An 18,213-nucleotide genomic window follows, 5' to 3' on the forward strand; every position below is an offset into this window, starting at 1 on the left:
AAGGCAAAGAAACCGATGGGCTGGACCGAAATTGTTATTCAAGTCACGCGCGATCAGGCTGAGGCATTGTCCGACGCTCTGATGGAAGCCGGCGCCTTGTCGGTGTCGGTGGAAGACGCCGACGAAGGCACCACCGCCGAGCAGCCGTTGTTTGGCGAGCCCGGCATGGAGCCTGCCGAGGCGGCGTGGGAACGCAGCCGCGTGGTGGCATTGGCCGACGTCGACGCCGACCACGCCACCATCGTCACCGATGCCGCCAAAGCGATCGGTCTGGACTACGCCCTGCCGTTCGCCTTGCGTTCGGTGGAGGAGCAGGACTGGGTGCGTCTGACGCAATCGCAATTCGATCCTATCCACATCGGCAAACGCATCTGGGTCGTGCCGAGCTGGCACGACGCACCGGAACCTGACGCGCTGGTGCTGGAGCTGGATCCCGGTCTGGCGTTCGGCACCGGTAGCCATCCGACCACGCGCCTGTGCATGGAATGGCTGGAAGAACATGCCGCCAATGCTTCGACCGTGCTCGACTACGGCTGCGGCTCCGGCATTCTGGCACTGGTCGCCAAGAAGCTTGGCGCACAGCACGTCATCGGTGTCGACATCGACCCGCAGGCGCTGGAATCGGCTCGCTTCAACAGCGAGCGCAATACTTGCGAGATCGAATACCACCTGCCGGAAGCTTTTGTCCGTACATATCCGGAAAACCAAACCTTCGCCATCGTGGTCGCCAATATTCTGGCAGGCCCCTTGCAATTGATGGCACCGATGCTCGCCGGCCGTGTCGCGCCGGGCGGTTCGCTGGTACTGTCGGGCGTGCTGGATCGCCAGGCGGATGAAGTCATTGCCGCTTACGCGCCATACATCACGCTGAGCGTCTGGGCCGAGCATGAAGGCTGGGTCGCGCTGGCCGGCCAGGCGCCGACGGAGTAAGCATGCCGCGCCGGATCGTTCTTCGCCATGTCAGCAACGCGGGACTTGCCCGACTCCCGCATTGCGTTGAGCCGCGCGAGGTACGCTGATGGCGTTGGCGACCCAATGTCCCTTCTGCCAGACGACATTCCGCGTCGCTCAAGACCAGCTCAAACTGCGCGGCGGCCTGGTCCGCTGCGGCAGCTGCAAGGAAGTTTTCAACGGTAACGAACATCTGGTGTCGCCTGACATTGCCCAGCAACTCGTCGCCACGCCTGCCACCTCCACACCCACGGAAAATCGCACCGCACCGACGGCATGGCCGACGTTGCCGGGAAATACGAATACGGCGCCTGCTGCTGCGCCAACTCCTCTAACTCCTCCAGTCCCGCCTCGCCCGCCGGTAGATTTGTCTGCAGCGTTCGCCAGCATCGCAGCAGAAACCAACGATGCGCCGTGGGGAACGCAGTCGGACAGTCCGTCCCCGCAACCCGATTCGCCTGCACCGGAAAAAGCCGCCGCCTCATCCTCTTTCCCACTGCCGGGCGCCCCGACCAGGCCCGCAGAAACATCGGCGGCTGCCGCATCGCTGGACCAGACTGAGCATGCAGCGATCAATACCTTGACGCAGGAATTGTCTTATCCGGTTCCCCAGACCTCCTCCTCACGCCAGGCAGACGCAGCCCCCGCCGCCGAGACGAAAGAATCGTCGGAATCAAGCGAAGCTGAGCGCGAGGAAGAAGACGAAGAGGAATACGAAGAAGACGACGCCGACGCGCCTGCCTTCGTCCAGAAAGCCGAACGCCGCGAACGACTGCGCCGCGTCAGCCGCATCGTCATGAGCGTCGGCGCAGTATTGCTGAGCATCGCCCTGCTGCTGCAAGCCACCTATGTATGGCGAAACACCGTCGCCGCCTGGCTGCCGGCGACGCGGCCGCTGCTGTCTTCGGTCTGCGCCGCACTGCATTGCTCCCTTGGATTGCCGACCAATATCGACCAGTTGTCCCTGGAGTCCAGCGAACTGCAACTGGTGCCGCCCAACCAGAACATCTATACCCTGACAGTGTTGCTGCGTAACCGCGGCTACAGCGCGCAAGCCTGGCCGTATATGGAACTGACACTCAACGATGGCGATGAGAAAGCCATCACCCGGCGTGTATTTACACCGCGCGAATATCTCGGTTCAGCGCCAATGATCGACGACGGTCTGGCCGGCGAAGGCGAACAGCAGGTCAAACTGACGTTTGAACTGGCGCAACCGGCCGCATCCGGCTATCGCATCTATCTGTTTTATCCCTGAGCTGTCAGCGAGTTCTTTCCAGACTGCCGCTAAAAACCTCCAGCCGCTTCAGACATGAAAATCCGCAGAACCGGCGGGATTCTTCTACAATGCAGCATTCTTCAACTTTCTCAGACATTCGCCATGAGTTCACTTATCTGCGGCTCGCTTGCTTACGACAACATCATGCAATACGACGGCCGCTTCGCCGACGCGCTGCTGGCCGATCAATTGCACAAGATCAACGTGTCCTTCCTGGTGCCGTCGATGCGTCGCGAATTCGGCGGCTGCGCCGGCAACATCGCTTACAACCTGAAACTGCTCGGCGGTGAACCGGTCGTCATGGCAACCGTCGGCCAGGACAGCGCGCCGTACCTGGAGCGCTTCAAGAACCTCGGCATCTCCACCAGGAGCATCCGTGTGATCGATAACTCGTTCACTGCACAATGCTTCATCACCACCGATGCCGGCGGCAATCAGATCACCGCTTTCCATCCGGGTGCGATGAGCTACTCGCATGAGAACAAAGTCGCCGACGCCGGTCCGGTCAAGCTCTCCATCGTGGCGCCCGACGGCCGCGACGGCATGCTGCAGCATGCAGAGCACAGTGCCGCAGAAGGCATCCCGCTGATTTTCGATCCGGGCCAGGGCATGCCGATGTTCAGCGGCGATGATCTGAAACATTTCATCGACCTGGCAACCTATGTCGCCGTAAACGACTACGAAGCAGAATTGCTGACCGCCCGCACCGGCCTGAGCCTGGAAGACATCGCAAAGCAAGTCTCGGCGCTGATCGTCACGCGCGGCGAGCTGGGTGCGGAAATCTTCACCGATGGCCAGAAGATCGACATTCCTTGCGTGCAGGCTGACGCCATCGCCGATCCGACCGGCTGCGGCGACGCGTTCCGCGCGGGCATGCTGTTCGGCCTGACCAAAGGCATGGACTGGGCCACCACAGGCCGTCTGTCCAGCCTGATGGGTTCGATCAAGATCGCATCGCAAGGTCCGCAAAACCACGCACCCACACTGGCTGAAATCGACGACCGTTTCCACAAGGCCTTCGGCTATCGTTTCGCCTGATAGGTGGTAACGACCGGTTGGCGCCTGCCGGTGGCGTTTAACGCGCCGGCAGCACACCACTCCGTCACGCCAAAGACAGCAGCACATTGAAAGGAATAGTCATGAAACGTCTTGCCTCTGCCTTGTTATTGTCACTGTGCTCGCTGTGCTTGCTATCACTCAGCCCACCCGCATCTGCAGCGCTCAAACCCGGCGACAAGGCCCCCGACTTCTCCACCCAGGCCTCACTCGGTGGTCAGGTGTCGACGTTCTGGCTGGCCGACGCGCTCAAGAAAGGTCCGGTGGTGCTGTACTTCTACCCCGCCGCCTTCACAACCGGCTGCACGATTGAAGCCCATTTGTTTGCCGAAGCCATCGATCGCTACAAGGCGCTCGGCGCCACCGTCATCGGCGTGTCGAATGACAAGATAGAAACCCTCAACAAGTTTTCCGTCAGTGAATGCCGCAGCAAATTTGCAGTCGCCGCCGACACCGATCAGAAGATCATGAAGTCTTACGACGCCGTGATGCAGAGCAAATCCGACTACGCCAGCCGTACGTCTTATGTGATCGCCCCGGACAAGAGCATCATCTACGAATACAGCAGCCCGAGTCCCGACAAGCATGTCGAGAACACGCTGCAAGCGTTGCAGCAGTGGAGCGCAAAGAAGAAATAGGCGAGACAGGAATCCAAAGCCCGAACGCAAAACAGGCCGCACGATGCACCGTGCGGCCTGTTTTATTTTGTCCGGTCTGGAGTGATCAGCCGATGGAAAGCAGCAGCGTACTGACCAGACGCACGGCGATCTGCAGCAGGATCAGCGCAGCCAGCGGCGACAGATCGACATTGCCGATCAGCGGAATGACCTTGCGCAGCGGACGCAGCAACGGCTCATTAAGCGCCCGCACAAACGGCGCCAGCGGTGCATAGGGATTGACCCAGCTGAAGATCGCTTCGAGGATCAGCGTGGCCATGAAACCGTAGAAAATCCATTGGAAAAAGCGCACCAGCGACAACAGGATGATGGGTTGGAAATCAAACCCCGAGATGAATCCAATCGCAGCGATGGTTGACAGCAGCACGATCAGGAAGGCGCCAACCAGGCTGGCCCAGTCGTAGCCGCCGACACCCGGCAGCACTTTACGCAGCGGCTTGACCAGCCAATCCGACAGCTGGAACACGAACTGCCCCACCGATGCCGGCGGACGCACCTGCACAACCTGCATCCAGAAACGCAGCAGCAGCACTCCAGCCAGCACGCTGGCGATGGCGTCAACGATCAACATGAAAATGCTATGCAACACGGTCACTCTCCATAAGAAGCTGTTTGCCCATCGGCTTCCGCGGCGCGAAAACCAAGCATACGCATCGGGTTCGATGCTCAGTGCACATACTAAACCATGCAGCGCTGTTCCCTATATGGGGACGGGGAATAATTAACAAAGCCCTGGCTGCGTCAAGACCATCGATGCGGTGACATCGTGAATGAAAGCTGCAGCAACCGGCGCCGGCATAGTCGCCCTCAGAACGATCGGGCGGGCGCCGCGACATTCGCTTGCACCGTCCGCACAGCGGCCACATGGGCACCCGCACCGGCGAAAAAAAACCGCTGCATGAACGAGTCACACAGCGGTATTTTGCACCTGATTACTCAGGCGCCAGGCCAGGTCCGATTAAGGACGTGTTGTGCCTGTTGGGAACGGCCAAGCTGCTGCCGGGTTCAGCACAGTCTTCACAGCTGGAGCTGCTGCAGCTGGCTTCGCTGCTGGCTTCTTCGCTGCTGGCTTAGCTGCGGCCTTCTTGGCAACTGGCTTCTTCGCTGCTGGCTTAGCTGCGGCCTTGACTGCTGGCTTAGCAGCAGGCTTAGCGGCGACTGCCTTCTTCGCGACTGGCTTCTTAGCTGCAACTGCCTTCTTGGCTGCTGGCTTTGCTGCTGGCTTTGCTGCTGCCTTGGCGACTGGCTTCTTCGCTGCTACTGGCTTCTTAGCGGCGACTGCTTTCTTCGCTACTGGCTTCTTAGCTGCAACTGCCTTCTTCGCTACTGGCTTCTTGGCTGCAACTGCTTTCTTCGCCACTGGCTTCTTGGCTGCAACTGCCTTCTTCGCTGCTACCGGCTTCTTCGCTGCGACTGCTTTCTTAGCTACCGGCTTCTTCGCTGCTACTGGCTTCTTAGCTGCGACTGCTTTCTTCGCTACTGGCTTCTTAGCTGCAACTGCTTTTTTAGGAGCTGCTGCTTTCTTTGCCACTGGCTTTGCTGCTGCCTTAGCGACTGGCTTCTTAGCGGCGACTGCCTTCTTCGGAGCTGCTGCCTTCTTGGCTGCAACCGGCTTCTTAGCGGCGACCGCTGGTTTCTTTGCAGCAGGCTTCTTCGCTGCTGGTTTCTTTGCTGCTGTTGCCATTTTGTTTCTCCTTCTTCACGTGATGGAAAAAATCAAGCTTGATTTAAGAAACCCGTCTGTACCATCGCGATGATGCAGGCGGATTATTCATCGGCACAAGCAAGCTTCTGCTTGCGCTAATGAATTCGGCACCAGCTGAACTGCTGCATCCCCTCACCTATGCAGCGCTTCAGCTATCTTGGTCTGGCCTCTGCCCCGCTTGTGCAGGGGCTCAGAGCTTCGGTCCGCGCCTTCGCGAACGCCACAACCAAAAAAAACGCCAGCGGATTACACGCTAGCGTCAGGAATACTATTCCCGAAAAACCTTCAGGTTTTTCAAAGGAAAAGCCGCCTGACCCGATTTAATCGAGTTAAGCGGCGATAACAGAGAAGATCGTTTCGGTCTTTTACTGTTCATTAAATTTGGTGAAAGCCTTCCGTATTTTGGCAGTCGGATATCTTGCAAGCTACCCGACTGTTGAGTGCCTCACAAATCTCGCTGAAGAGCATTGACGAGATGGGCACATCATTCCCAGTTAAGCGCGCCTCCGGTTTGGTATTCGATGACTCGGGTTTCAAAGAAGTTGCGCTCCTTCTTCAAATCGATCATCTCGCTCATCCACGGAAACGGATTTTCTTCTTGCGCGAACAGTGGGTCGAGTCCGATTTGCTGTGCGCGACGATTAGCGATGAATCGTAAGTAACCTTTGAACATCGGCGCATTCAAACCTAGCACGCCTCGCGGCATTGTATCCTCTGCGTAGCGATATTCCAACTCTACGGCGCTTAAAAACAACGATTTAATTTCGTTTCTGAATTCCGGCGTCCACAAATGTGGGTTCTCCATCTTCACCGTGTTGATCAGATCGATACCGAAATTGCAGTGCATCGATTCATCGCGCAGGATGTATTGATACTGTTCGGCGGCGCCCATCATCTTGTTCTGGCGGCCCAGCGCAAGGATCTGCGTGAAGCCGACGTAGAAGAACAGGCCTTCCATGATGCAGGCAAAAACGATCAGCGACTTCAGCAGCTTCTGGTCGTTCTCGGTGGTGCCGGTCTTGAACTCGGGATCGGTCAGCGTGTTGATGAACGGGATCAGGAATTCGTCCTTGTCGCGGATCGACTTCACCTCGTGATACGCGTTGAAGATTTCGGCTTCGTCCAGACCCAGCGACTCGACGATGTATTGGTAAGCGTGGGTGTGGATCGCCTCTTCAAAAGCCTGGCGCAGCAGGTACTGGCGGCATTCCGGCGCGGTGATGTGGCGGTAGGTGCCCAGCACGATATTGTTGGCGGCGAGCGAGTCGGCGGTGACAAAGAAGCCGAGGTTGCGCTTGACCAGACGACGCTCGTCTTCGGTCAGACCGTTCGGATTCTTCCACAGCTCGATGTCGCGCTGCATGTTGATTTCCTGCGGCATCCAGTGGTTGGCGCAGCCGGCCAGGTACTTGTCCCATGCCCATTTGTATTTGAACGGCACCAGCTGATTGACGTCGGTGTGGCCGTTGATGATGCGCTTGTCAGCTGCATTGACGCGGCTGGTTACGTCTACCGGCGCTTCGTCTTTGGTAACCAGAGCAGGATTCAGCGCGACGTCAGAAAACTGCGGACGTGCATTGTTGATAGCGGCCGATTGCAATTGAGGCTGAGGCGTTTGCGAGGCGTGCGGCGCGGATGGTGCCGGCGAGGCCTTCACTTCATCATCCCAAGAGAGCATGTTTGATCCTTTACTTAATTTAGAGTCTGTTGCGAAATGACCGTGGCGTTGTTGCGCCTCCTGGCCGTACAGTCGTACTGTCTGCGTCGGCGCGCCTGGCCACACTCACTTCGCAACAGCCTCTTATTTTCTGACATCCCGACGCGGCCGGGATGTGACTTATGACATTGATGCAGGCAGCTCGTTCACCTTCCGGAGAAGACTGCCGCCGGACTTGCCGGCGGCTGCTACCTGTTTTTACCGCCTGCCGGGATTATTGGCAGGCTTCGCACTCTTCAAAACCTGCATCGCCTGGACGCAGATAGCATGCCTCGCCGTCGGCTTCGGCTTCAACTGCTGCTGCCGCCACGGTTGCCGTGCTGGCGGCAGACGCCGTCATCGATGCTGGCGCCGAGGCAGCCGCTGCACTATGGCCGACACCGCCGTCCACTGCCACAGCATTCAGGGCGCCGGTCTTGGAAGTCGACTTCTCGGTGTGGGTCGCGCCGATGGTGCGGAGATAGTAGGTGGTCTTCAGACCGCGCAACCATGCCAGCTTGTAAGTCTCATCCAGACGCTTGCCCGATGCGCCGGCCATGTAGATGTTCAGCGACTGAGCCTGATCGATCCATTTTTGACGGCGGGATGCAGCTTCCACCAGCCAGGATGGTTCGACTTCGAAGGCGGTGGCGTAAATATCGCGCAGATCTTGCGGAATGCGGTCGATCTTGGCCAGACTGCCGTCAAAGTACTTCAGGTCGGAAATCATGACTTCGTCCCACAGGCCGCGGGCCTTCAGATCACGCACCAGGTACTCGTTGATTTCGGTGAATTCGCCCGACAGGTTCGACTTCACATACAGGTTCTGGTAAGTCGGTTCGATGCAAGCCGACACGCCGATGATGTTGGAAATCGTTGCTGTCGGAGCAATCGCCACGCAGTTCGAGTTACGCATGCCGAACTCGGAAATGCGCGAACGCAGTGCCGACCAGTCCAGTGTTTCCGACATGTCCGCTTCCAGATAGCCACCGCGTTCTTGCGCCAGCAGCTTCAGAGAATCTTGCGGCAGGATGCCGCGATCCCACAGCGAACCACGGTAGGAGCTGTAACGGCCGCGCTCTTCCGCCAGTTCGGTCGATGCCCAGTAAGCGTAGTAGCAGACGGCTTCCATCGAACGATCGGCGAATTCCACTGCGTCCATCGAAGCATAAGGCACGCGCTTCATGTGCAGGCAGTCCTGGAAGCCCATGATGCCCAGGCCGACCGGACGATGGCGCAGGTTGGAATCACGCGCCTTCTTGACGGCGTAGTAGTTGATGTCGATCACGTTGTCGAGCATGCGCATTGCGGTGCGGATGGTCTTTTGCAGCTTGACGTGGTCGATCTCGCCGTTCACCAGATGAGCAGGCATGTTGACCGAACCCAGGTTGCAGACGGCGATTTCGGACTCGTTGGTGTTCAGGGTGATTTCCGTGCACAGGTTCGAGCTGTGAACCACGCCGACGTGTTGCTGCGGCGAACGGATGTTGCATGGGTCCTTGAAAGTGATCCATGGGTGGCCGGTTTCGAACAGCATCGACAGCATCTTGCGCCACAGGTCCAGCGCTTGCACCTTCTTGAACAGCTTCAGCTCGCCGCGGGCAGCCTTGGCTTCGTAGCCGGTGTAGGCTTCTTCGAAGGCCTTGCCGAACTTGTCGTGCAGGTCTGGCGCATCGGATGGCGAGAACAATGTCCACTCGCCCTTTTCCATGACGCGCTTCATGAACAGGTCGGGAATCCAGTTGGCGGTGTTCATGTCATGCGTACGACGGCGGTCGTCGCCGGTATTTTTACGCAGTTCGAGGAATTCCTCGATGTCCATGTGCCAGGTTTCCAGGTAGGCGCAGACTGCACCCTTGCGCTTGCCGCCTTGGTTAACAGCCACGGCGGTGTCGTTGACCACTTTCAGGAAAGGCACAACGCCTTGCGACTTGCCGTTGGTGCCCTTGATGTGCGCGCCCAGCGAACGGACCGGAGTCCAGTCGTTGCCCAGACCGCCGGCGTATTTGGCCAGCAGCGCGTTTTCCTTGATGGCTTCGTAGATGCCGTCCAGATCGTCGGCGACCGTCGTCAGGTAGCACGACGACAGTTGCGAACGCAGGGTGCCCGAGTTGAACAGGGTCGGTGTCGAGCTCATGAAGTCGAACGACGACAGCAGATTGTAGAACTCGATAGTGCGTGCTTCGCGGTCGATTTCATTCAGCGACAGGCCCATCGCGACGCGCATGTAGAACGCTTGCGGCATTTCAATGCGGGTGCCTTGAATATGCAGGAAGTAGCGGTCGTACAGAGTTTGCAGGCCGAGATAACCGAATTGCAGATCGCGCTCAGGCTTGATGGCGTTGGCCAGCTTGACCAGATCGAACTGGGCCAGCTTGGAGTCGAGCAGCTCAGCGGCGATACCCTTCTTGATGTACTTGGCGAAGTAGTCCAGGTATTCAGCAGGCGCGTCAGCTTGCGCGACTTCCTTGCCGAACACTTCTTTACGGATAGTGTGCATCAGCAGACGCGCAGTGACCTGGCTGTAGGCCGGATCTTTTTCCATCAGCGCGCGCGCAGCCAGAATGGCCGACTTGTGCAGTTCTTCAACCGGCACGCCGTCGTACAGATTCTTGACGGTTTCCGCCAGGATGGCGTCGGCGTCGACGTGTTTTTCCAGACCGACGCAGGCTGCCGTGATCAGGGTGCGCACTTCGTCCAGATCCAGCAGGCGGCTTTGGCCGTCTTCCACCACGTGCAGTTGCGGTGCAGCGAAATCGGTCTTGGTGCCGGCGCCTTGCTGTGCGCGTTCTTCCATGCGCTTGGCGCGGTACAGAACGTAGGCACGGGCGACATCGTGTTCGCCGGAACGCATCAGGGCCAGTTCAACCTGGTCCTGGATATCTTCAATATGGAAAGTGCCGCCGGTCGGCTGGCGACGCACCAGGGCCGAAACGACGTTGGTGGTCAATTGCTCGACCATTTCGCGCACGCGCGCCGAAGCCGCACCCTGGCCGCCGTTGACGGCGAGGAATGCCTTGGTCACGGCAATCGAAATCTTCGATGGTTCAAAACCGACCACCGCACCATTGCGGCGGATGATTCTGTATTCACCCAAACCGGAAGCAGGACGAACCGATTGCGAAGGCGTTGCTTCGTCTTGGTTGCCCGCCGTGGGAATGACGCCAAAATCTGCCGGGGATTTAGCGGAAATTTCTTGTGTAGAGCGCACTGAGCCTCCTTAAAACTATGATTGACGGACAGCTGAGCTGCCCGCGTTGCCAATAGAACCCTTCATATATATAAGGTGCAAAAATATGAAGAGGTTCACGAATACCAAAAACAGGACGACGCCAACACCGCCGCAAGCGCGACTGCATATAAGTACGGCCTGTTCCGAACTGATTAAATGAAGCCTGAAATGTAAAGCCTGAAATGTAAAGCCTGAAATTAATGCTTAAATGGGAGTGTTACCGAGACATCGTTTGAATTGTTGCTTGCCTCAAGACTCGCCACCCTACGAATCCCAACCTGAAGCCCACTCCTGCGGAACCTGCTCCAGCTCTTGTTGAGAGCCTTGATCCAGGGTCATCACAGAGTGACCAGGGGACCGCGAACAGCTTCTTCCAACTCAAAGAACGATCAAAGAATTACTTACCAAAAACACTACATCTAGTTCCAAAGGAATAATTGAGACTAATTCTAGTGTCTGAAATCGAGAGATGCAACCGCTATTTCTGGATATTTTTATATGTTTTACGCTTGACTTTCACCGACCCCAGAAGGGAAGCGCAATTGCGCTGATTCAACATGGGCAAGGAAATCCCTTTGAAATTTAGGCCATTCAAAAAACGGCCCCGGATCAGTCTTCCTCCCCGGCGCGATGTGCTCGTGACCGGCGACGTCGGTGAGCGGATAGCGCCGCCGCAAAGCGACCGTGAGGGTCGCCAGCACCTGGTACTGAAGATCGGTGAAGGGCTCGAAATCGGTCCCTTCCAATTCTATGCCGATGGAGAAATCATTGCAGCGCTCGCGCCCGTTGAAGGACGACACGCCGGCATGCCAGGCGCGGTCGTTAGCCGAGACGAACTGCAGCAGCTGGCCGTCGCGCTGGATCACGAAATGCGCCGACACCCGCAAAGGACGCAGTTGGTCGAAATACGGATGGGCATCACAATCAAGCTGATTGCAGAACAGGTCGCCGATGAACGGACCGCCGAACTGCCCCGGCGGCAGGCTGATGTTATGGATTACCAGCAAGTCGGTCACCGTGCCTTCGGCGCGGGCGTCGAAGTTCGGCGACGGCTGCCGGAGGGCGTGGTCGCACCAGCCGTCGGCGGCGATCGTCAGTTGTGCAGGGGGCGGGGGGACTGTCCTGGCCAGCTCCGGGCTGACCATCGATACTGCTTGCTGGTCGCTGGAGTCTGCCTTCATGTCAGGAAGACGCCAGCCTCAGGTGTTCTTCGCTGCAGTAAACAATACCCGCAGCGTTCGATACCGATTCGGATGCCGGAAAATGGATGCCGCAGTGGGCGCACTGCACCATGGTCTCGGCTTCTTCCTTGCGCTGTTTGCGCGCAAAGGGATTGCGGCTGGCGCCGGCGGAACCCTGCGGCGAACCGGCGTTTGCCGCGATGGATTTTTTAGCGCGCTGCAGCCAGACCACGACCGCCAGAGCGATCACCAGCCAAATAAGATATTTCATACCAGTATCCGATGCAGCACGACTTCGAGCACGAAGCGGCTGCCAACATAGGCGAGCAGCAAGATGGCAAACCCGGTCAGGGTGAAACTGAGCGCGGTACGGCCACGCCAGCCTTGCCATTTGCGTCCTGCCAATAACAAACCGAACAATCCCCAGGACAGCAGTGTAAAGATCGTTTTGTGATCCCACCGGAAGGCCTTGTCAAACAACTGCTCGGAAAACACGACGCCGGACAACACGGTCAGCGTCAACAGAACAAAACCGAAAGCGATCAGCCGGAACAGGATCTTTTCCATCGTCAGCAACGCCGGCAGGCGATCCAGCGCCATGGAGAACCAGCCGCTTTGCGCCGGACCGGGCCGCGTATGCAGGCGCGACTCCTGCAGCACCATCAGCACCGCATGGAAAGCGGCGATAGTCAGCGTGCTGTAGGCCAGGATGGAAATGGCGATATGCCACAGGAACCAGTCCGACTTGCCCGCCAGGACCACCATGTTGCCCGGAAAAACACTGGGCAGAATCACCGCCACGGCCGCCACCGGCAGCACCAGCACGCGCAGGCTGTCGAGCGAAAAATTACGATTTTCCAGCCAGTAAGCTGCGACCGACACCCACAAGGTGGCCGACAGCATCACGCCAAAACCCACGCGTACTGCATCGGGCGCAAACATGTCCGCCATCAGGGCGCCGCCATGCAGCAGCCAGCCGACCACCGTCCCGATCGAAATCGGCAGGCGCCGTTCGGAAGGCAGGAAGGCGCAGCCCAGGTACAGGAGCGCAGCCAGAATGAAAAAATATGTTTGCATCGACTAAGTTTACACCATGTCACTCATTCGCTGACTGCCGCCGGCCGCCGGAAACATGTTCCGGAGGCGCTGAATGGTCTTACCGGGAAGCAAATGCGAAACCACCATATTGCCTCGGACTAAAGCAATATGGTGGGGATGAAACCGCCAAAATCAATGGCGCAAAGAGGCGTCAGTCGACTGCCGCCGCGCGCATCTCGTCGTGATGATGGCGCTGCTGCTCTTCCATGACCAACTGGCCGAGTTCGCGCTTCAAGGCGTTGAACTCCGGGTCAGCCGGGTCGCGCAGGCGCGGCAGCGTGACGGTGATGTCGCGCTTGATGGTGCCGGGGCGGTAAGTCATGACGACAATGCGGTCGGCCAGGTAGATAGCTTCTTCGATGCTGTGCGTCACGAACACGATGGTCTTCTTGAACTCGTCCCAGATGCGCAGCAATTCGTCCTGCAGGTTGCGGCGCGTGAGCGCGTCGAGTGCGCCGAACGGTTCGTCCATCAGCATGATCGGCGAATCCAGCGCCAGCACGCGGGCGATCGCCACGCGCTGACGCATGCCGCCGGACAGATCCTTGGGAAAACGGCTGCGGAAATCGATCAGGCCCAGCTTGTCCAGCAACTGGGTCACGCGCGCCTGGATCTCGGCCTTGGCGACACCCTTGATTTCCAGACCGAAGGCGACGTTCTGCTCCACCGTCATCCAGGGAAACAGCGCGTACTCCTGGAACACCATACCCCGATCCGGACCGGGTTCGGCCACGAGCTTGCCATTGGTGGTGATGCTGCCGCTACTGGGCAGAGCAAAGCCGGCAATAGCGTTGAGCAGGGTCGATTTGCCGCAGCCGGACGGTCCCAGCAGGCAGACGAACTGGCCGTCGGGGATATCGAGATTGATGTCTTTGAGCGCCACGACTTCGCGGTCGTCGCTCTTGAAAACCTTGTTGACGCCGGTAACGACGATTTGGGATGCGCTCATGTCAGCTCTCCAGTCCGCGATGCCAGCGCAGCATGTAATTGTTCAGACGGCTCATGCCGATGTCGATGGCCAGACCCAGCAAGCCGATGGTGATCATGCCGGCGATGATCTTGTCGGACCAGAAATATTCCCGTGCTTCCATGATGCGGAAACCAAGGCCGTTGCTGACCGCAATCATCTCAGCCACGATCACCACGATGAAGGCGGTACCGATGCCGATGCGCACGCCCGACAGAATGTAAGGCACGGCCGCCGGCAACATCACGCGCACAAACAGCGTGCGCTGGCTGGCGCCGAGGTTGCGCGCTGCGCGCAGGTAGATGCTGTCGACCTGGCGCACACCGGCGATGGTGTTCATCAATACAGGGAAAAACGCGCCCAGCGAAATCAGGAACAGCGCCGGCGGATTGCCCAGCCCGAACCACAGGATCGCCAGCGGAATATAGGCAATCGGCGGAATCGGACGGATCACCTGCACCGTCAGATTCATCAGGCCGTAGACGCGCTGGCTCGATCCCATCAGCAGACCGAGCGGCAAGGCCAGCCCGGCGCCGATCAGGAAACCGACCACCACGCGATACAGACTGCCGATGGCGTCGATGATCAGCTCGCCTGAGAACAGCCAGGCCAGCCAGCTGCCGTCGGCAGGGTCATACGGTTTGGTGGGCGACAAGTATTCGAACCACTTGTGCACCACCGCCCACGGCGATGGCAAGACCAGCGGATTGATCCAGCCCAGCGAAGATGCGCCCTGCCAGATGGCGATTACCACCACCGGCACCACCAATCCCTGCAAGGCTCCCCCTATTTTTCGTTTTGCCATGTTCGTGGTCCTAGCTGATTACGTTACCTAAGGCGTTACTTAAGGTTCATGCTTTTCTTGGCTTGTTCCAACAGATCGGTTTTCACCCAATCCTTGGCAACAGGCGGCTTGGCCATCTTGCCGGTGCCGTACTTGGCCATGGTGTCCGTGGTGATCTGGATGTGCTCAGCCGTGATGTCATAGGCGTAAGGCGAATTGCCGATGGCGTCGTAGAAATCTTCCTTGGTGATCTGGTTCTTGAAGATGACTTCGCGCACGTATTTCTCGGCGGTTTCCTTGTTGTCCATGAAGGTCTTGGTGGCTTCCAGGAAGCAGCGCATGAACTTCTCGGCCAGCGGACGTTTCTCTTTATAGAACTTCTCGGTCATCACCATGGTGCGCACCGGCTCGCCGATCGGCGTGTCGTACGGCTTCATGACTTCCACGCCGAAGCCTTTGTTGATGGCTTGCGAGGATTGCGGTTCGCTCTGCATCATGGCGTCGATGTTCTTGCCCAGCAGCGCCTGGTTCAGATCGGCGAAAGCCAGATAGACGATGGTGACATCCTTGGAAGTCAGGCCGTTCTGGCCGAGCTCGGCGTCGAGCAGCACTTCATGGATACCGCCGCGGGTCACGCCGACTTTCTTGCCCTTCAGGTCCTTGACCGACTTGATGCCGGAATCCTTGCCGGCTACCAGACGCGCACCACCCTTGGCGAAACCGGCGACGACGTAGATCGGTGCACCGTTGGCGCGGCCGGAGATGGCGGCTTCCGACGCAGTCGTACCGACATCGAGTTCACCGGCGAGGATGCCTTGCATCACGTCAGGGCCTTTCGGGAAGACTTTTTCGTCGACCTTGATGCCGCACTTCGGCGCAATTTCCTTGATATAAGACACCGCACCGTAGTGGGCGAACTTGAGGTTGCCGAGGCGCACCACTTCTTGCGCCGCTGCGTTCAGTGAAGCTCCGGTTGCCAGAACAGCCATTGCAGCTGCCGCGATGAGTTGCTTGTTCATCTCTCTCTCCTGTCGTTATGTTTGCGCCGCCGGCGGAATACGCCGCGGGGTTGATATGCGTCTTCCTCATGGGAAGAACTGTCCATTCGATGCAACGCCACTGTATACACAATTACGTCAGCGAGAACAATACCGTACTTTCCCCTACTCCTGCAGATCCGGCTGCCGAGATCGCCGCTGCCGGGACTGCCGATCAGGTAAAATGGCGGTTTCCCTTGCGGTTTCTGCCCGGCTTTTACGGTGCATCCGCGGCCCTCTTTTTTTCAAAGTCTAACGGTTCATCATGCTCGACAATCTGACCCAACGCCTTGCCAAAGTCGTCAAAACCATGCGCGGCGAGGCGCGCCTGACCGAATCCAATACCGCCGAAATGCTGCGCGAAGTGCGTCTGGCGCTGCTCGAGGCCGACGTTGCCCTGCCCGCCGTGCGCGAGTTCATCGCCAAGGTCAAGGAAAAGGCGGTCGGCGAAGAAGTCATCGGTTCGCTGACGCCAGGCCAGGCGCTGGTCGGCGTGGTCCAGCGCGAACTGGCCAGCCTGATGGGCGCCGACCTCGGTGCGGAAGCATCGCAGCTCAACTTCGCCACGCAGCCGCCGGCAATCATCCTGATGGCCGGTCTGCAAGGCGCGGGTAAAACCACCACTGTCGGTAAGCTCGCCAAGTACCTGCGTGAGAACAAGAAGAAAAAAGTCCTGACCGTCTCCGCCGACGTCTACCGTCCGGCTGCGATCGGCCAGTTGGAAACCGTGACCGGCCAGGCCGGCGCCGACTTCTTCCCGACCAAGACCACCGACAAGCCGGTCGACATCGCCCTGGCCGCGCTGGATTACGCCAAGCGCCATTTCCATGACGTCCTGATCATCGACACCGCCGGCCGCCTCGGCATCGACGAAGCGATGATGCAGGAAATCAGCGCCGTGCATGCCGCCGTCAAACCGATCGAAACCCTGTTTGTGGTCGACGCCATGCTCGGCCAGGACGCCATCAACACCGCCAAAGCCTTCAGCGACGCGCTGCCGCTGACCGGTATCGTGCTGACCAAGCTGGACGGCGACTCGCGCGGCGGTGCTGCGCTGTCGGTGCGCCACATCACCGGCAAACCGATCAAGTTCGCCGGCGTGGCGGAAAAGCTGGACGGCCTGGAAGCCTTCGATCCGAGCCGCATGGCCAATCGTATTCTCGGCATGGGCGACATCCTGGCGCTGGTCGAGGAAGCGCGCAAAGGCGTCGACGTCGCCGCGGCGCAAGATCTGGCACAAAAGATCAAGAGCGGCGGCAAGTTCGACCTCAACGATTTCAAGGCGCAGCTCGGCCAGATGAAGAAGATGGGCGGCATGGCCGGTCTGCTCGACAAGCTGCCGGCCCAGATGCAGCAAGCCGCCGGCAACGCCAATATGGACCAGGCTGAAAAGCAGGTGCGCCGCATGGAAGGCATGATCAATTCGATGACGCTGCAGGAGCGCGCCAAACCCGAACTGATCAAAGCCACCCGCAAGCGCCGCATCGCCGCCGGCGCCGGCGTCCAGGTGCAGGAAGTCAACCGCATGCTGGCCCAGTTCGAACAAATGCAAACGATGATGAAAAAGCTCAAGGGCGGCGGCATGATGAAGATGATGCGAAGCATGAAGGGCATGATGCCGGGAATGCGCTGAGAGCCGTTTTTTCGGCTGGCGCTCAACAAGACGAAAGCCGCTCCAGGCGGCTTTTTGAGAGGGTTGCAGCGGTTTTTTGAAGTTGTCGTGGTTTATAGCGCGTTTTCCCTCTGAAAACCGCTAAAAAACACTTGCATCGCCGGGAAAACCGCACCACTATTGTCGGTGCGTGATTTGCGCATTCAACTCTTTCCTTGCTTGATCCCTTATTAAGGAGGCTTACAGATGGCCACAGCCAAAAAACCCGCAGCCGCAGCGAAGAAGCCCGTAGCAAAAGCAGCACCGAAAGCAGCACCGAAGAAAGCAGTCGCAGCACCGAAAAAAGCAGCAGCTCCAAAGGCCGCCGCCAAGCCAGCAGCAAAAGCAGCCGCTCCAAAGAAAGCCGCAACACCAAAAGCAGCCGCCAAGCCAGCAGCAAAGAAACCAGCAGTCAAGCGCACTCCCAACGCCGCATTCATGAAGCCGCTGACACCATCGGCAGCACTGGCTGAAGTCGTTGGCGCCAAACCTCTGCCACGTACTGAAGTCACCAAGAAGGTTTGGGAATACATCAAGAAACACAAACTGCAAAACCCCGAAAACAAACGCAACATCGACGCAGATGACAAGTTGAAGGTTGTGTTCGGCGGCAAGAAACAGGTATCGATGTTTGAAATGACCAAGCTGATTTCCGGCCATTTGAAATAAGCAATACAGGTTTTTGCAGACTTGCTTGCAAAACAAAAACGCCCGCATCGCGCGGGCGTTTTTGTTTTCCGGGATGCCTTTTCAGCAATGGTTTTTGCGCCATTACGAGCGTCGCCTCGACCATGCCCATTTCGACTACATCGAACAATCCCCCACACCGACAGTGCTTTCCTACAGGGTGGCGATATCGCTGTCGCCGGGTGAACTTTGCTGTTTTCGTCAGGGTCTAG

Annotated in this window: 16 protein-coding genes; 6 read left to right on the plus strand and 10 right to left on the minus strand. The window is 58.3% G+C overall.

The window, feature by feature from the left end:
* Nucleotides 1-15: 15 nt before the first annotated feature.
* The 4 genes from prmA (at nucleotide 16) to AC1RN6_RS15685 (ending at nucleotide 3,924) form a co-directional block, all read left to right on the plus strand.
* Nucleotides 16-930 carry a 50S ribosomal protein L11 methyltransferase gene (prmA, locus tag AC1RN6_RS15670; RefSeq protein WP_493006364.1) on the plus strand — a complete coding sequence of 305 codons (915 nt, stop codon included), beginning with the start codon at nucleotides 16-18 and terminating at the stop codon, nucleotides 928-930.
* 88 nt (nucleotides 931-1,018) lie between these two features.
* Entirely contained in the window at nucleotides 1,019-2,209 is a 1,191-nt protein-coding gene (locus AC1RN6_RS15675; protein ID WP_493006365.1) for a DUF3426 domain-containing protein, read from the plus strand.
* 123 nt (nucleotides 2,210-2,332) lie between these two features.
* Nucleotides 2,333-3,268: a carbohydrate kinase family protein gene (locus tag AC1RN6_RS15680; protein ID WP_493006366.1), complete on the plus strand. Its 936-nt coding sequence runs from the start codon at nucleotides 2,333-2,335 to the stop codon at nucleotides 3,266-3,268.
* A 101-nt stretch (nucleotides 3,269-3,369) separates the two neighbouring features.
* Nucleotides 3,370-3,924: a peroxiredoxin gene (locus AC1RN6_RS15685; protein WP_493006367.1), complete on the plus strand. Its 555-nt coding sequence runs from the start codon at nucleotides 3,370-3,372 to the stop codon at nucleotides 3,922-3,924.
* 85 nt (nucleotides 3,925-4,009) lie between these two features.
* Here AC1RN6_RS15685 and AC1RN6_RS15690 read toward each other — a convergent pair whose 3' ends face one another.
* The 10 genes from AC1RN6_RS15690 to AC1RN6_RS15735 form a co-directional block, all read right to left on the minus strand.
* Nucleotides 4,010-4,552, minus strand: a complete 543-nt coding sequence (locus AC1RN6_RS15690) for a YggT family protein (RefSeq protein ID WP_493006368.1) — start codon at nucleotides 4,550-4,552, stop codon at nucleotides 4,010-4,012.
* Between the two features lie 369 nt (nucleotides 4,553-4,921).
* Nucleotides 4,922-5,647, minus strand: coding sequence for a histone H1-like DNA-binding protein (locus AC1RN6_RS15695; RefSeq protein WP_493006369.1), 726 nt, complete (start codon nucleotides 5,645-5,647; stop codon nucleotides 4,922-4,924).
* A 505-nt stretch (nucleotides 5,648-6,152) separates the two neighbouring features.
* Entirely contained in the window at nucleotides 6,153-7,346 is a 1,194-nt protein-coding gene (locus AC1RN6_RS15700) for a ribonucleotide-diphosphate reductase subunit beta (RefSeq protein ID WP_493006370.1), read from the minus strand.
* 253 nt (nucleotides 7,347-7,599) lie between these two features.
* Nucleotides 7,600-10,575, minus strand: a complete 2,976-nt coding sequence (locus AC1RN6_RS15705) for a ribonucleoside-diphosphate reductase subunit alpha (protein ID WP_493006371.1) — start codon at nucleotides 10,573-10,575, stop codon at nucleotides 7,600-7,602.
* A gap of 524 nt (nucleotides 10,576-11,099) precedes the next feature.
* Nucleotides 11,100-11,741 carry a 1,6-anhydro-N-acetylmuramyl-L-alanine amidase AmpD gene (gene ampD / locus AC1RN6_RS15710; RefSeq protein WP_493006457.1) on the minus strand — a complete coding sequence of 214 codons (642 nt, stop codon included), beginning with the start codon at nucleotides 11,739-11,741 and terminating at the stop codon, nucleotides 11,100-11,102.
* Nucleotides 11,742-11,778: 37 nt separating this feature from the next.
* Nucleotides 11,779-12,048 (minus strand): PP0621 family protein, encoded by a 270-nt coding sequence (locus tag AC1RN6_RS15715; protein ID WP_408168227.1) that lies wholly within the window; start codon nucleotides 12,046-12,048, stop codon nucleotides 11,779-11,781.
* Entirely contained in the window at nucleotides 12,045-12,854 is an 810-nt protein-coding gene (locus AC1RN6_RS15720; protein WP_493006372.1) for a cytochrome C assembly family protein, read from the minus strand. The genes AC1RN6_RS15715 and AC1RN6_RS15720 overlap by 4 nt, the downstream gene beginning before the upstream one ends.
* Before the next feature lie 172 nt (nucleotides 12,855-13,026).
* Nucleotides 13,027-13,824: an ABC transporter ATP-binding protein gene (locus AC1RN6_RS15725; RefSeq protein ID WP_050479014.1), complete on the minus strand. Its 798-nt coding sequence runs from the start codon at nucleotides 13,822-13,824 to the stop codon at nucleotides 13,027-13,029.
* 1 nt (nucleotide 13,825) lies between these two features.
* The gene (locus tag AC1RN6_RS15730; RefSeq protein ID WP_493006373.1) at nucleotides 13,826-14,647 is read right to left on the minus strand and encodes an ABC transporter permease; all 822 of its coding nucleotides are present in this window, start codon (nucleotides 14,645-14,647) and stop codon (nucleotides 13,826-13,828) included.
* A 35-nt stretch (nucleotides 14,648-14,682) separates the two neighbouring features.
* Entirely contained in the window at nucleotides 14,683-15,645 is a 963-nt protein-coding gene (locus AC1RN6_RS15735) for an ABC transporter substrate-binding protein (RefSeq protein ID WP_493006374.1), read from the minus strand.
* A 283-nt stretch (nucleotides 15,646-15,928) separates the two neighbouring features.
* Here AC1RN6_RS15735 and ffh point away from each other — a divergent pair, with 283 nt between their 5' ends.
* Both ffh and AC1RN6_RS15745 read left to right on the plus strand, forming a co-directional pair.
* Nucleotides 15,929-17,296 carry a signal recognition particle protein gene (gene ffh / locus AC1RN6_RS15740; RefSeq protein WP_493006375.1) on the plus strand — a complete coding sequence of 456 codons (1,368 nt, stop codon included), beginning with the start codon at nucleotides 15,929-15,931 and terminating at the stop codon, nucleotides 17,294-17,296.
* Nucleotides 17,297-17,521: 225 nt separating this feature from the next.
* A complete protein-coding gene (locus tag AC1RN6_RS15745; RefSeq protein ID WP_493006376.1) occupies nucleotides 17,522-17,983 on the plus strand; it encodes an SWIB/MDM2 domain-containing protein in 462 nt (153 codons plus the stop codon).
* Nucleotides 17,984-18,213: the final 230 nt, after the last annotated feature.

It is taken from the genome of Herbaspirillum sp. GW822-FHT03A08, from assembly GCF_058801885.1.

Bases quoted from the DNA above. Each gene is read 5' to 3' on its own strand.
- AC1RN6_RS15725 (WP_050479014.1), bottom strand. From the start codon at position 13,824: ATGAGCGCATCCCAAATCGTCGTTACCGGCGTCAACAAGGTTTTCAAG.
- AC1RN6_RS15745 (WP_493006376.1), top strand. From the start codon at position 17,522: ATGGCCACAGCCAAAAAACCCGCAGCCGCAGCGAAGAAGCCCGTAGCA.
- AC1RN6_RS15715 (WP_408168227.1), bottom strand. From the start codon at position 12,048: ATGAAATATCTTATTTGGCTGGTGATCGCTCTGGCGGTCGTGGTCTGG.
- ampD (WP_493006457.1), bottom strand. From the start codon at position 11,741: ATGGTCAGCCCGGAGCTGGCCAGGACAGTCCCCCCGCCCCCTGCACAA.
- AC1RN6_RS15680 (WP_493006366.1), top strand. From the start codon at position 2,333: ATGAGTTCACTTATCTGCGGCTCGCTTGCTTACGACAACATCATGCAA.
- AC1RN6_RS15695 (WP_493006369.1), bottom strand. From the start codon at position 5,647: ATGGCAACAGCAGCAAAGAAACCAGCAGCGAAGAAGCCTGCTGCAAAG.
- AC1RN6_RS15720 (WP_493006372.1), bottom strand. From the start codon at position 12,854: ATGCAAACATATTTTTTCATTCTGGCTGCGCTCCTGTACCTGGGCTGC.
- AC1RN6_RS15675 (WP_493006365.1), top strand. From the start codon at position 1,019: ATGGCGTTGGCGACCCAATGTCCCTTCTGCCAGACGACATTCCGCGTC.
- AC1RN6_RS15730 (WP_493006373.1), bottom strand. From the start codon at position 14,647: ATGGCAAAACGAAAAATAGGGGGAGCCTTGCAGGGATTGGTGGTGCCG.
- AC1RN6_RS15700 (WP_493006370.1), bottom strand. From the start codon at position 7,346: ATGCTCTCTTGGGATGATGAAGTGAAGGCCTCGCCGGCACCATCCGCG.
- prmA (WP_493006364.1), top strand. From the start codon at position 16: ATGGGCTGGACCGAAATTGTTATTCAAGTCACGCGCGATCAGGCTGAG.
- ffh (WP_493006375.1), top strand. From the start codon at position 15,929: ATGCTCGACAATCTGACCCAACGCCTTGCCAAAGTCGTCAAAACCATG.
- AC1RN6_RS15735 (WP_493006374.1), bottom strand. From the start codon at position 15,645: ATGAACAAGCAACTCATCGCGGCAGCTGCAATGGCTGTTCTGGCAACC.
- AC1RN6_RS15685 (WP_493006367.1), top strand. From the start codon at position 3,370: ATGAAACGTCTTGCCTCTGCCTTGTTATTGTCACTGTGCTCGCTGTGC.